Here is a 13,020-nt window from a genome sequence, read left to right as displayed (position 1 = left end):
GCAGCATGCCTACCGTCCTGCAGCTGACCGATGTCTCGATCGTCCGAGGCGGCACCGCCGTCGTCGACAAGCTGACCTGGACGGTCGACTCCGACGAGCGCTGGGTCGTGCTCGGGCCCAACGGTGCCGGCAAGACCAGCCTGCTCCAGGTGGCCGCCGCGCAGAGTCACCCCTCCTCGGGCGAGGCCAGCATCCTCGGCTCCGACCTCGGCTCGGTGGACCTGTTCGACCTGCGGCCGCGCATCGGCTTCGCCTCGACGGCCATCGCCCGTCGCATCCCCGCCAAAGAGAAGGTGGTCGACGTCGTCCTGACGGCCGCCTACTCGGTCACCGGACGCTGGAACGAAGAGTACGAGGGCGTCGACGTCCGTCGGGCGCACCGCGTGCTCGACGAGTGGAAGCTCGACCACCTCTCGGACCGCACGTTCGGCGAACTGAGCGACGGCGAGCAGAAGCGCGTCCAGATCGCCCGCTCGGTCATGACCGACCCCGAACTGCTTCTGCTCGACGAGCCGGCCGCGAGCCTCGACCTGGGCGCCCGCGAAGAGCTGCTGCAGATGCTGTCGGGCTACGCCTCGTCCGAGGGCGCTCCGGCCATCGTCATGGTGACCCACCACGTCGAAGAGATCCCCCGGGGCTTCACGCACGCCCTGCTGCTCGACCACGGCTCCGTCGTCGCGGCCGGTCCGCTCGACGAGGTCATCACGGCCGAGACCCTCGGCGCCACCTTCGGCGTCGAGCTGCGCGTCGAGTCCGACGGGGGCCGGTACTCGGCCCGCGCAGCCGGCTGACCCGCGCCTCCTACGATCCGGGCCGTCGGTCTGGTATCGTTGACAGCTGGTCCGCAGCGTCGCTGCGCGTGCCTCCTGAACTCACCATCATCACTCGTTCGCTAGACCTAGGACAATCATGAAGACCGACATCCACCCCGAGTACAAGCAGATCGTCTTCCGGGACCTCGCGTCGGGCGCCACGTTCCTCACGCGCTCCACCACGACGAGCGACAAGACCATCGAGCTCGACGGTGAGACCTACCCGGTCATCGACGTCGAGATCTCGTCCGAGTCGCACCCGTTCTACACGGGCAAGCAGCGCATCCTCGACTCGGCCGGTCGCGTCGAGAAGTTCAACTCGCGCTACAAGAACTTCGGCAAGTAGGCCTCGGCCAACTGCCCTGTCAGAGGCGGTCCACTTCGGTGGGCCGCCTCTTTCGCGTCCCCGGGCGACACACCTCAGGTAGGGACGCGACGTCAGGCCACCTGAAGGGCACGGACGGCCCGGAAGGCCCGAGGAGGCGCGGGGCACGACCCCGCTCAGGCGAACGGCAGCGGGCGGTGCGGCCAGTCGCCGTGCGCCGTGAAGGTGGGGTCTTTCGCACGGCGCATGTACTGCTGGAAGCTCTCGGCCTGGGTCGAGCACCAGCCGACCTGGAGGTCGTGCAGCTCGGTGACGGGCACGTCGAGCCGGTCGGGGTACCGCTTCGCCATGGCCTGGGCCACGCGACCTGCGGCGATCGCGTCGGCCCCGGCATCGTGCGCGTCGTCGAGCGACACACCGTAGACCGCGGCGGCGGCCTCGAGGGTGCGCTTGCCCTTGCGGTAGGTGTCGACGGCCTTGTCGATGACGAGGGGGTCGACGACGCAACCGATCTCGCCGACCTCGCCCAACGGCTCGACGCCGTGACGACGGGCCTCGCGGTCGAGCAGGGTGAGGTCGTACGGCGCGTTGTAGACGACCAACGGCACGCCGCGGGCGAAGACGGCCCGGATGGCCGCGACGATCTCGGCCACGACCTCGGCGGCCGGACGCCCCTCGGCGCGGGCCCGCTCGGTGGAGATGCCGTGCACGGCACTGGCCTGCTCGGGGATCTCGACGCCCGGGTCCGCCAGCCACTCGCCGTGCGCGACGGTGGCCCCGGTGGCGTCGATCAGGCCGACGTGGGCGGTCACGATGCGGGCCGTCTCGACGTCGATGCCGGTGGTCTCGAGGTCGAAGACGCCGAGGGCCTGCCACCAGGCGGCCGGCGGCTCGCCCACGGCCGCGAGGTCGGGAGCGGTGCCGGTCGTCTCGGTGTCAGTCACCCTGCGAGTTTAGGAGGCGCCACCGACAGCTGATGCCGCCGCAGCAGGCACGTCGCCGACGTGCAGCCAGAAGAACGCCTGCGTCCCGAGGGTCAGCGCGACCTTCCCCTCGTCGTCGAACGAGGGGAACTGCGCGCCACCGAACAGGTCGAACAACGTGCGCCCGGCGAACTGCGGGGCCACGATGTCGACCGAGGTCGGGTTGTGACCGAACGAGAACACGCAGAGGATGTCCTCGGCCGAGTCGCCGAACTGCGTGCCGGCCCCCTCGTACGATCGGACGAACGACAGGACGGACTCCTGGTTGGTCTCGAGCACCTCGAGGGTGCCGAGGCCGAACGTCGGGTGGGCCTTGCGCACGTGGATGACGTTGCGCACCCAGTGCAGCAGCGACCGTGACTGGGCCAGCTGACTCTCGACGTTCACCAGGTTGTAGTTGTAGACGAGCGACTGGACGACCGGCAGGAAGAGCTTGCCCGGGTCGGCGGTCGAGAAGCCGGCGTTGCGGTCGGGCGTCCACTGCATGGGCGTGCGGGACGAGTCGCGGTCCGGCAGCCAGATGTTGTCGCCCATGCCGATCTCGTCGCCGTAGTAGAGGAACGGACTGCCGGGCAGCGAGAACAGCAGCGCGTGCACGAGTTCTAGTTCGGCGCGCGAGTTGTCGAGCAGCGGGGCCAGACGGCGGCGGATGCCGATGTTGGACCGCATGCGCGGGTCGTAGGCGTACCAGCCGTACATCGCCTGCCGGTACTCCTCGCTGACCATCTCGAGGGTGAGCTCGTCGTGGTTGCGGAGGAAGACGGCCCACGCGGCCCCCGGCGGCACCTCGGTGGTCTCGGAGAGGATGCGCTTGAGCTCGTCGGCGCTCTGGGCGCGGAGCGAGTAGAAGATGCGGGGCATGACCGGGAAGTCGAAGGCCATGTGGCACTCGGGCTCGTCCTCGGTGCCGAAGAACGCCGCCGTCTCGGCCGGCCACTGGTTGGCCTCGGCGATCAGCACGCGTCCGGGGAACTCTTCGTCGACCATCGCGCGCAGGCGCTTGATCAGGTCGTGCGTGGCCGGCTCGCCCTCGCCGTTTCCCTCTTCGGTCTCGAACAGGTAGGGGATCGCGTCGAGCCGGAGGCCGTCGACGCCCATCGACAGCCAGTGCCGGACAACGTCGAACACGGCCTCCTGGACGGCGGGGTTCTCGAAGTTGAGGTCGGGCTGGTGCGAGAAGAAGCGGTGGAAGAAGAACTGACGGCGCACCGGGTCGAACGTCCAGTTGGACTCTTCGGTGTCGACGAAGATGACGCGGATGTTCGAGTACTCGTCGTCGGTGTCGCGCCAGACGTAGAAGTCGCCGTAGGGACCCTCGGGGTCTTCGCGACTCTGCTGGAACCACTCGTGCTGGTCGCTCGTGTGGTTCAGCACCATGTCGATGACGATGCGCATGTTGCGCTCGTGCGACTTGGTCACGAGGTCACGGAACTCGTCGAGCGTGCCGAACTCGGGCAGGATCGCCTTGTAGTCCTGGATGTCGTAGCCGCCGTCGCGCAGGGGCGACTGGAAGAACGGCGGCAGCCAGAGGGCGTCGACGCCGAGCCACTGCAGGTAGTCCAGGCGGGTGAGCAGACCTTGCAGGTCGCCCGCCCCGTCGCCGTTGCTGTCGACGAACGACCGCACCATCACCTCGTAGAACACCGCCCGGCGGTGCCAGTTGGGGTCGAGGGTCAGTCCGGGCTGCTGGATCGGGGCAGTGAAGCTCACCCGCCCACCCTACGGGCGCGCGCCCCGGGGCGCGCACTCCGCCCAGCGCGTCGCTCGTAGACTCGGGCCCGTGATCGTCCGACCCCCGCGCGTGAAGTCGCCGTACCGTGCCCGCCTCGACGCCCGACCGGTGCGCGACGACGCCGTCGAGGTCGCCGGCAGCCTCACCCGCTACTGGACGTACGAACCGCCCGAGGGGCAGGAGGCGCGGGTCACCGTCGTCGCGGTGCACGGCTTCCGGGGCGACCACCACGGTCTCGAACCCGTCGTGGCGCACCTCGACCACGTGCGGGTGGTCATGCCCGACCTGCCGGGCTTCGGCGAGTCGACCCCGTTGGACGGAGAGCACAGCGTCGCGGCGTACGCACGCTGGCTGACCGCGTTCGTGGCGACCCTCTCGCTCGGTGACGACGTCGTGGTGCTGGGACACTCGTTCGGCTCGATCGTCACGTCGGCCGCGGTGGCCGACGGACTCCGCGCCTCCCGGTTGATCCTGGTCAACCCGATCGCAGCCCCCGCCCTGCAGGGCCCGCGCGGCGTGGTGACCCGCCTGGCCGTCTTCTACTACTGGGCCGGCGCCGCCCTGCCCGAGCGCGCCGGGCAGCAGGTGCTTCAGAACGCCGCCGTCACGCGGATCACGAGCCTCGCGATGGTCAAGACGCACGACCGGGCCCTGCGCCGGTGGATCCACGACCAGCACGACAGCTTCTTCTCGCGGTTCTCGGACCGTCGCGTGGTGCTCGACGCGTTCCGCGCCTCGGTCTCGAGCGACGTGAGCACGTACGCCGCCCGCGTCACCGTGCCCACCCTGCTGATCGCCGCCGACCGCGACGACATCACGGCCCTGCCGGCGCAGCACCGGCTGCAGGCGCTCTTCCCCGACGCGACGCTCGACGTCATCGAGGGGGTCGGCCACCTGATCCACTACGAGAAGCCGCGCCAGGCCGCCGCCGCGATCGAGGCGTTCGTCCGATGAGGGTCGTCGTCGACTGCCGGTACGTCCGCGTCGGACGCCACGACGGCATCAGCCGGTTCAGCGCCGGCGTCGTGTCGGCCCTGGCCGAGCGCCACGAGGTGACGATGCTCGTCAGCGACCCACGCCAGCTCGACAAGCTGCCCGACCAGCCGCACCTGCTCGTCAGCGCGCCCACGAGCGTCCTCGAACCCCTCGTGGCCCGGCAGGTGAACCGACTGCGCCCCGACGTCGTCTGGTCGCCCATGCAGACCATGGGCTCGGCCGGGCGCCGGTACCCGCTCGTGCTGACCCTGCACGACCTGATCTACTACACGAACCGCACGCCACCGCCCGAATTCGCCCTGCCCATCAAGCTGCTGTGGCGGCTGTACCACCTGGCCTGGTGGCCGCAGAGGGTGCTGCTGAACCGGGCCGACGCGGTCGTCACGGTGAGCCGCACGACACGTGACGAGATGCGACGCCACCGGCTGACGCGGCGTCCCGTGACGGTGGTGTACAACGCGGCCGATCCGGTCGGCGCGGTGGAGCCGCGCAGCGCACCCGCACGGCGCGACCTCGTCTACATGGGGTCGTTCATGCCGTACAAGAACGTGACCGCGCTGGCCAGGGCACTGCCGTTGCTCGACGGGTACCGACTGCACCTGATGAGCCGGGTGTCCGAGGCCGAGCGCGCCTCCTTGACGGCCCTGGCGCCCGCCGGGGCGCTGGTCTTCCACGACGGCGCGAGCGACGACGAGTACCGCGAGACCCTGCTCGGTGCGACCGCCGTCGTGACGGCCTCGCGCGCCGAGGGGTTCGGCATCCCACTCGTCGAGGGCATGGCGCTCGGCACGCCTGCGGTGGTCAGCGACATCCCGATCTTCCGCGAGATCGGCGGCGACGCGGCGCTCTACTTCGACCCGTCGTCGCCCGCGTCGATCGCTGCCGCCGTTCGCCGGCTCGAGGGGGAGTGGGAGGCGCGCTCGGCCGCGTCGGTCGACCAGGCCGCCCGGTTCGATTGGCGTGACTCGGCCGACGTGCTGCTGCGTCTGCTGGCCGACGTCGCCGCGACGGGCAGCCACCGGCGTCGGCGCTCGGGACGCTGACCGGCCAGCAGCTCGGGCAGGGGGCTCAGGCCGGGTCGGCCGCGTCGCGCTCGAGGGCGTTCTGGTACTCGAAGGCATAGGTGCCGGGCCGTTCGGACTCGACCTCGATCGGGTCGTCGAACTCCCGCAGCGTCAGGGCGTCGCCCGCGAACTCGAACGAGTGGATCGACCCGTTGCGGATGGGCACGCCGAGGTGCGCGTCGGTGTCGGGGGAGACGTGGTTCACCACCGCCCGGATCACCGCGCCGTGCGTCGCGACGACCACGGACGCGCCGTCGCCGTAACGGACGGCGATCGCGGCGAGGGCGGGCAGCACCCGCGCGACGAGGGCCCCGCGGCTCTCGCGACCGGGCACCGGGGTGCCCGTGGGGAACCGTGCCTCGACCTGCTCGCCGGTCAGGCCCTCGGCGTCGCCGTAGCGGCGCTCGGCGACCTCGGGGACGAGCTCGGGCGCGGTCAGCCCCAGGCGCTCGGCGATGATCGACCCGGTCTCGGCCGCCCGCGAGAGAGGGCTGGCGACGACGGCGTCGAACCGACGACGCGCGAGCAGGTCGCCCGCCTCTCGGGCCTGCGACCGACCGAGGTCGTTCAGGGGGATGTCGGTGGAGCCCTGGATGCGTCGGGCGCGGTTCCAGTCGGTCTCGCCGTGGCGGACCAGGTACAAGAGCGTCATCGTTCCTCCGGTGGGCACGGCCCCGGAGGTCACGCGACCAGGTGCTCGGCCAGGGCCGCCAGGGTCTCCGACGTGCCGGCGTCCAGCTTAACCGTGGCCCGCGAGTCACCCTTGGTGACGCCCCGGTTCAGGACGACCACGGGCAGTTTGCGGCGCGTGGCCTGGTCGAGCAGGCGGATGCCGCTGTTGACGACCAGCGACGAGCCGGCGACGAGGAGCGCCTCGGCACCGACGACCATCGACCGTGCCTCGGCGAATCGCTCGGTGGGCACGAACTCGCCGAAGAACACGACGTCGGGCTTGAGCAGGCCACCGCAGACCGTGCAGGTCGGCACGACGAACGCGTCGATGTCGTGCACCTCGACGTCGCCGTCCGGGGCGAGTCGCACCTGGTCGGGCTCGTCGATCCACGGGTTCTCGGCCGCGAGGCGCGCCGCGACCATGTCGCGGGCGAACGCCTGGCCGCAGGTGAGGCAGACCACGCGGTCGACGGTGCCGTGCAGGTCGACCACCCGGCGCGACCCGGCGCGGACGTGCAGGTTGTCGACGTTCTGGGTGATCACCCCGTTCGTCACGCCGGCGGCCTCGAGCCGGGCCAGCGCCCGGTGCCCCTCGTTGGGCCCGGCCGCACGGAAGGACTTCCAGCCGAGGTGGCTGCCGGCCCAGTACCGCTTGCGGTAGCCCTCGCTCGAGAGGAACTGCTGGAAGGTCATGGGGTTGCGCGGGGGAGCACCCGCGCCCCGGTAGTCGGGGATGCCCGAGTCGGTGCTGACCCCGGCACCGGTGAGCACGGCCACCCGGCGCCCGCGGAGGGCCTCGACCGCGGCCTCGAGGGCCTGCTCGTCGGTGGGGACCGCGGGGGCGTTCGACACGGGTGGGACTCCTTCGGGTGCGGTGACGCTAGCCTAAACGCGTCCCCCTCCGAATCGATTCCTGCGGTCGCCCGTCCGCCGGGGCCGTCCCCCGTGGAGCACCTTGCACGTCACCCGCATCACCGACCTCGACCACGAGGCCCTCGCCGACTACAACCGGCTCACCGACGTCGCCCTGCGGCGCGTGTCCGAGCCCGAGGGCGGGCTCTACATCGCCGAGTCCACCAAGGTCATCGAGCGGGCGCTGCGGGCGGGCCACGTGCCCCGGTCGGTGCTGATGACCGACCGCTGGCTGCCCGACATCGAGCCCCTCGTGGCCGACCACGAGGGCGAGATCTTCGTCGGCGACGCGGCCCTGCTCGAGACCCTCACCGGCTACCACCTGCACCGTGGGGCCCTCGCCGCCATGCACCGTCCCGAGCTGCCCTCGGTCGAGTCGGTGCTCGACGGCGCCCGGCGAGTCGTCGTGCTCGAGGACATCGTCGACCACACGAACGTGGGTGCCATCTTCCGGGCCGTCGCGGGCCTGGGGGCGGACGCCGTGCTGATAACCCCGCGCTGCGCCGACCCGCTGTACCGTCGCAGCGTCCGCGTCAGCATGGGCACCGTCCTGCAGGTGCCGTGGACGCGCCTCCCCGAGTGGCCGGCCGGAGCCGCGCTGCTGCGCGAAGCGGGGTTCGAGGTGGCCGCCCTGGCGCTGAGCGACGAGGCGGTGACCCTCGACGCCTACGCGGCCGCGCCTCCGGACCGCGTCGCCCTGCTGCTCGGCACCGAGGGTGACGGGCTCAGCCGTGCCGCCCTGCAGGCCGCCGACACCGTCGTCACCATCCCGATGCTGCACGGCGTCGATAGCCTCAACGTGGCCGCCGCCTCGGCCGTGGCCCTCTGGGCACTCCGCGTGCCGACGGGCGGGTCGGAGGCGGTCGCGTGACCGGCGTCGACGGGCGACGTCGCCCGGGTGTCGTCCGGAGGCGCGTGGGCGTGATCGCGCTGCTCGCCCTGGTCGTCGCCGTCGGCGGGTACGTCCCCCTCGCGCTGCTCAGCCCGCTGGCGCCCGCCGCGGCGGACGTCGCCGCCTACACCGCACCGGCCGAGGCGAGCCCCGACCTGACCTTCCCCGCGTACGGCGCGACGGCGGTCGAGGCGATCGGCTGGGACGACAGCCTGACGACGAGCGGCGACGAACGGCCCCGCCCCATCGCGAGCATCAGCAAGGTGGTCACGGCCCTCGTCGTCCTCGACGAGAAGCCGCTCGACGGCGGCGACGGCCCGACCCTGACCTTCGGCCCGGCCGAGGCGGCCCTGGTCGACGCGTACCGGGCGCAGAACGGCAAGGTGGCGCCGATGGCGGCCGGTCAGGCCCTCACCGAACGCCAGGTCCTCGAGGTGATGCTGATCGAGTCGGCGAACAACTACGCCGAGGTGCTGGCCCGATGGGCGTTCGGCAGCGACCAGGCGTTCGTCGACGCCGCGGCGGCCTGGCTCGCCGACCACGGCCTCACCTCGACCACGCTCGTCGAGCCGACCGGGCTGTCACCGCAGAACACGAGCACCTCGACCGACCTGATCGAACTCGGCCGACTTGCCCTGGCCGACCCCGACGTCGCCCGCACGGTCGGCACGACGACGACGACCGTGCCCGGCATCGGCGAGATCAGCAACAGCAACGAACTGCTCGGGCTGGACGGCGTCGTCGGCATCAAGACGGGCACCCTCGACGAGGCCGGGGCCTGCCTGTTGTTCGCGGCCGACTACACGATCGGGGGGCAGCAGGTCACGGTCGTGGGCGCCATGCTCGGTGGAGTGGACCACGACCAGCTGGACCGTGACGTCCAGGCACTGCTCGCCAGCGTCGCCGACCGCTTCCGGACCGTCACGCTGACCACCCGCGGCGACGCCTTCGCCGACTACGACCTGCCCTGGGGCGACGCCGCCCGCGCGGTCGCCGCGGAGGACGCCAGCGTGCTCGTCTGGGGCGACGAGACCGTCGAGGCCTCGGTCGAGACCGACGACGTGGGGGCGGCCCCGGCCGGCACCCGCGTCGGTGACGTCACCTTCACCGTCGACGGAGAACGGCACGTCGTGCCCCTCGAGCTCGACTCGACCATCGGGGAGCCCGGGGCGTGGTGGCGGCTGACGCACCCCGACGAGGTGCTCTGACGCGACCGCTCGGACTGCGACCGCTCGGACGCCGACCGATCAGACGTCGTCGCGGTAGACCATCGTGACGGCGTCCGGCCGTTTGGCCTGGACGAAGTCGCCCGACGACTGGTGCCGGATGCGGCGCACGACCCAGGGCACGAGGTACTCGCGGGCCCAGCCCATGTCGTCGGCCCGGGCGCTGCGCCACGGTCGACGCTCGAGCGGCTCGGGCGAGTAAGGGGCGAGGTCGTTCTCGACCGCGAGGGCCTGCAGGACCATCCGTGCGATCGTGTGGTGGCCGAGAGGGCTGAAGTGCAGCCGGTCGGGTGCCCACATCCGTGGGTCGACGAGCTGCCGCAACGCCCACATGTCCGCCACCACGGCGTCGTGCCGCAGCGCGATGGCGTGGACGTGCTCGTTGTAGATCGCCACCTTGCCGCGGAGGCGACCGAGGACGGGGGTGAGGCCGATGTCGGGCCCGGTGAAGACCACGACCGTGGCGCCGTCGGACCGCAGCCGTTCGACCAGCCCCTCGAAGCGCGCGGCGACCTCGTCCGGGTCGGTGCCGGGGCGGATGATGTCGTTGCCCCCGGCCGAGACCGAGATGAGGTCGGGTCGCAGGGCGAGAGCGGCCTCGGACTGCTCGTCGTCGATCTGCTTCAGAAGCCGTCCCCGGACGGCGAGGTTCGCGTAGGCGAAGTCCTCGGTCGAGGAGCCGAGCACCTCGGCGACGCGGTCGGCCCACCCCCGGTGGCCCCCGGGGGAGCGCTCCTCGGGGTCGCCGATCCCCTCGGTGAACGAGTCGCCGAGGGCGACGTAACGGGACCACGGGTGTTGCTGACTCATGCGACCAAACTACTCTCGACGCGTGCCCGCACCGAAGCCCGCCTCCGCGTCCGACCCGACCCGCGCCTCCTGGTCGCCCGACGAGCTGCTGCCCGACGGGCTGCTCGAACGCTTCCGGGGGAGGGCAGCGCGCCACGACCACGAGAACACGTTCCCCCACGACGACCTGGCCGAGCTGCGCGAGCGCGGCTACCTGCGGGCCTTCGTCCCGACCGACCGAGGAGGCGCGGGTCTCGGACTCGAGCAGGTCGCGTCCCTGCAGTCGCGCCTCGCGACCGCGGCCCCGGCGACCGCGCTGGCGGTCAACATGCACCTGGTCTGGACCGGGTGCGCGGCCGTGCTGCAGGCCCGGGGCGACGACTCGCTCGACCTCGTCCTCGAGGACGCCGCGCACGACGAGGTCTTCGCCTTCGGGGTGAGCGAGCCCGGCAACGACCTCGTCCTGTCCGACTCGACGACCTCGGCCGACCCCACGGGCGACGGCGGCTACCGGTTCACCGGCACGAAGGTCTCCACCTCGCTCTCGCCGGTCTGGACGCGCCTCGGCGTCTTCGGACGGGACGACTCCGACCCGGACTCGCCGACCCTCGTCCACGGGTTCGTGCACCGCGACCAGCCGGGCCACGCCTCGCTCGAGGACTGGGACACGATCGGCATGCGCGCGACACAGAGCCACACGACCCGACTCACCGGGGTCGAGGTGCCCGCCACGCGCATTGTCCGTCGACTGCCCGTGGGCCCGAGCGCCGACCCGTTCCTCTTCGCCGTCTTCGCCGTGTTCGAGACGACCGTCGCCGCCGTGTACCGGGGCATCGCCCGCCGGGCCCTCGAGCTCGCCGTCGAGTCCGCACTCGGGACGACCTCGCGGCGCGCCGGGGGAGCGGCCCGGGCACTCGACCCGGTCGTCCGGTGGCGCGTCGCCGACGCGGGACTGGCGATCGACGGGCTCGAACCCCAGGTGGACCAGGTCGCCCGGGACGTCGACGCGCTCGTCGACCACGGAGCCGACTGGCCGAGGCTCGTGGTCGGGCTCAAGACGCGCGCCACCGAGACGGCCCGCGCGGTGGTCGAGCAGGCGGTCACCGTCGCCGGGGGCTCGTCGTACCGGTCGTCCTCCGAACTCGGACGCCTGCAGCGCGACGTCCTCGCCGGTCGCTTCCACCCGTCGAGCACCGACTCGGCGCACGCCATGATCGCCGCCGCGCTGCTCGGACCGGGGTCCTGACGGGGTCGTTCTCCAGGGCGACCCAGGGCGCCGAGTCCCGGGCGACGCCGATGTCGGTGGCGCGTGTGAGGATGCTCCGGTGAGCAAACAAGACGGCAGCGGGCGGCTCGTCACCACGGTGCCGACCGACGATGCGACCGCGCCGATCTTCCACGTCGACATGGACGCCTTCTTCGCCTCCGTCGAACTGCTCGACCACCCCGAGTTGCGGGGCCGACCCGTGGTCATCGGGCACCGCTCCGACCGATCGGTCGTCACGGCCGCCACCTACGAGGCACGCAAGTACGGGGTCAACTCGGCGATGCCCATGGCGATCGCGTTGCGTCGCTGCCCGCAGGCGATCGTCCTCGAACCGCACTTCGAGAAGTACCAGCACTGGTCCTCGCGCGTCATGTCGATGTTCGACGACGTCACGCCGCTGGTCGAGCGCCTCGGCATCGACGAGGCGTTCCTCGACGTCAGCGGATCGATCCGCCTCATGGGCTCCCCGTTCGAGATCGCGACGGCGCTGCGTCGACGGGTGCACGCCGAGACCGGCCTGCACTGCAGCATCGGTGCCGCGTCCACCAAGTTCGTCGCCAAGCTCGCCTCGAGCGTCGCCAAGCCCGACGGGCTCCTGCTCGTGCCGCACCGCCACACCCTGGCCTTCCTGCATCCTCGGCCGATCAGCGCCCTCTGGGGCGTGGGCGGCAAGACCGAGCAGGTGCTGCTCGACCGCGGCCTGCGAACGGTCGGTGACGTCGCCGCCGCCCCCCTCGACATGCTCGTCCATGCGGTCGGGCCGGCTGCCGGGGCGAAGCTGCACGACCTGGCGTGGGGCCGCGACCCGCGCAGCGTCCACACCGAGACGGCCGAGAAGAGCGTCGGCAACGAGAACACCTTCGGCACCGACGTCGTCGACCCGGTCGTCGTCCGGCGCGAACTCCTCCGCCTGAGCGACAAGGTCGGCACGCGCCTGCGGGCCGCCGGTGTCAGTGGTCGCACGGTCGTGCTCAAGCTGAGGACGACCGACTTCGTGACCATCACGCGATCACGCACGCTCGCCGATCCGACCGACCTCGGTCGCCGCATCTACGACGAGGTCGTCTCGTTGTACGAGGCCACGGGCAAGCAGCACGAACGCATCCGGCTCGTCGGCGTGCGCGTCGAACAGCTCAGCGAGGGGACGGGCGGCGACTCGCTCGGCCTGTGGGACGACGACGCCGACTGGCGCGAGGCGGAATCGACCATGGACGCCCTCCGGGCCAAGTTCGGGTCGGCCATGCTGACGCCAGCCTCGCTGCTCGGCGCCTCGCGACGTCGGCCCGGCGCGTCCGGTCGGGACGCGGGCGCCGCGTCCGTGGACGACGCCGGTCGAGGGTAAACTCGGTT

13 protein-coding genes are annotated in these 13,020 nt (G+C 71.7%); 8 read left to right on the top strand and 5 right to left on the bottom strand.

Annotation, left to right across the window (positions count from 1 at the left end; translation table 11 throughout):
* Nucleotides 1-5: 5 nt before the first annotated feature.
* Entirely contained in the window at nt 6-791 is a 786-nt protein-coding gene (locus SJY14_RS09310) for an ABC transporter ATP-binding protein (protein ID WP_054146107.1), read from the top strand.
* 118 nt (nt 792-909) lie between these two features.
* A complete protein-coding gene (locus SJY14_RS09305) occupies nt 910-1,158 on the top strand; it encodes a type B 50S ribosomal protein L31 (protein WP_043594989.1) in 249 nt (82 codons plus the stop codon).
* A gap of 155 nt (nt 1,159-1,313) precedes the next feature.
* On the opposite strand, the gene SJY14_RS09300 is transcribed toward SJY14_RS09305, so the two are convergent.
* Nucleotides 1,314-2,036: a 3'-5' exonuclease gene (locus SJY14_RS09300; protein WP_052505248.1), complete on the bottom strand. Its 723-nt coding sequence runs from the start codon at nt 2,034-2,036 to the stop codon at nt 1,314-1,316.
* Between the two features lie 54 nt (nt 2,037-2,090).
* Nucleotides 2,091-3,830: a maltose alpha-D-glucosyltransferase gene (gene treS, locus SJY14_RS09295; RefSeq protein ID WP_396598773.1), complete on the bottom strand. Its 1,740-nt coding sequence runs from the start codon at nt 3,828-3,830 to the stop codon at nt 2,091-2,093.
* 70 nt (nt 3,831-3,900) lie between these two features.
* On the opposite strand from treS, the gene SJY14_RS09290 reads away from it, so the two are divergent.
* Together SJY14_RS09290 and SJY14_RS09285 are read left to right on the top strand one after the other, a co-directional pair.
* Complete coding sequence (locus SJY14_RS09290) at nt 3,901-4,806, top strand: alpha/beta fold hydrolase (RefSeq protein WP_396598772.1); 906 nt, start codon at nt 3,901-3,903, stop codon at nt 4,804-4,806.
* Complete coding sequence (locus SJY14_RS09285; protein WP_396598771.1) at nt 4,803-5,891, top strand: glycosyltransferase family 4 protein; 1,089 nt, start codon at nt 4,803-4,805, stop codon at nt 5,889-5,891. Before SJY14_RS09290 ends, SJY14_RS09285 begins: the two co-directional genes overlap by 4 nt.
* A 25-nt stretch (nt 5,892-5,916) precedes the next feature.
* On the opposite strand, the gene SJY14_RS09280 is transcribed toward SJY14_RS09285, so the two are convergent.
* Nucleotides 5,917-6,564, bottom strand: a complete 648-nt coding sequence (locus SJY14_RS09280) for a histidine phosphatase family protein (RefSeq protein WP_396598770.1) — start codon at nt 6,562-6,564, stop codon at nt 5,917-5,919.
* Between the two features lie 29 nt (nt 6,565-6,593).
* Nucleotides 6,594-7,436, bottom strand: a complete 843-nt coding sequence (locus SJY14_RS09275) for an NAD-dependent protein deacetylase (protein WP_071253332.1) — start codon at nt 7,434-7,436, stop codon at nt 6,594-6,596.
* A gap of 103 nt (nt 7,437-7,539) precedes the next feature.
* On the opposite strand from SJY14_RS09275, the gene SJY14_RS09270 reads away from it, so the two are divergent.
* Together SJY14_RS09270 and SJY14_RS09265 are read left to right on the top strand one after the other, a co-directional pair.
* On the top strand, nt 7,540-8,367 hold the full coding sequence (locus SJY14_RS09270; protein WP_396598769.1) for a TrmH family RNA methyltransferase: 828 nt from the start codon (nt 7,540-7,542) through the stop codon (nt 8,365-8,367).
* Nucleotides 8,364-9,596: a D-alanyl-D-alanine carboxypeptidase family protein gene (locus SJY14_RS09265; RefSeq protein ID WP_396598768.1), complete on the top strand. Its 1,233-nt coding sequence runs from the start codon at nt 8,364-8,366 to the stop codon at nt 9,594-9,596. The genes SJY14_RS09270 and SJY14_RS09265 overlap by 4 nt, the downstream gene beginning before the upstream one ends.
* Nucleotides 9,597-9,635: 39 nt before the next feature.
* Here the strand turns inward: SJY14_RS09265 and SJY14_RS09260 are convergent, their stop codons facing one another.
* Nucleotides 9,636-10,424: an SGNH/GDSL hydrolase family protein gene (locus tag SJY14_RS09260; RefSeq protein WP_071253326.1), complete on the bottom strand. Its 789-nt coding sequence runs from the start codon at nt 10,422-10,424 to the stop codon at nt 9,636-9,638.
* Between the two features lie 22 nt (nt 10,425-10,446).
* Between SJY14_RS09260 and SJY14_RS09255 the strand changes: the two genes are divergently transcribed.
* Both SJY14_RS09255 and dinB read left to right on the top strand, forming a co-directional pair.
* Complete coding sequence (locus tag SJY14_RS09255; protein ID WP_396598767.1) at nt 10,447-11,649, top strand: acyl-CoA dehydrogenase family protein; 1,203 nt, start codon at nt 10,447-10,449, stop codon at nt 11,647-11,649.
* Between the two features lie 79 nt (nt 11,650-11,728).
* A complete protein-coding gene (gene dinB, locus SJY14_RS09250) occupies nt 11,729-13,012 on the top strand; it encodes a DNA polymerase IV (protein ID WP_071253322.1) in 1,284 nt (427 codons plus the stop codon).
* The last annotated feature ends 8 nt before the right edge of the window (nt 13,013-13,020 follow it).

It is taken from the genome of Frigoribacterium sp. R86507, from assembly GCF_044597695.1.
Taxonomy (GTDB): Bacteria; Actinomycetota; Actinomycetes; order Actinomycetales; family Microbacteriaceae; genus Frigoribacterium.
This window is presented reverse-complemented; position numbering and strand designations above follow the sequence as displayed.

What these genes read in the sequence shown, in the direction of transcription:
- SJY14_RS09260 (WP_071253326.1), bottom strand. Translation starts at nt 10,424, where the DNA reads ATGAGTCAGCAACACCCGTGGTCCCGTTACGTCGCCCTCGGCGACTCG.
- SJY14_RS09285 (WP_396598771.1), top strand. Translation starts at nt 4,803, where the DNA reads ATGAGGGTCGTCGTCGACTGCCGGTACGTCCGCGTCGGACGCCACGAC.
- SJY14_RS09305 (WP_043594989.1), top strand. Translation starts at nt 910, where the DNA reads ATGAAGACCGACATCCACCCCGAGTACAAGCAGATCGTCTTCCGGGAC.
- SJY14_RS09310 (WP_054146107.1), top strand. Translation starts at nt 6, where the DNA reads ATGCCTACCGTCCTGCAGCTGACCGATGTCTCGATCGTCCGAGGCGGC.
- SJY14_RS09280 (WP_396598770.1), bottom strand. Translation starts at nt 6,564, where the DNA reads ATGACGCTCTTGTACCTGGTCCGCCACGGCGAGACCGACTGGAACCGC.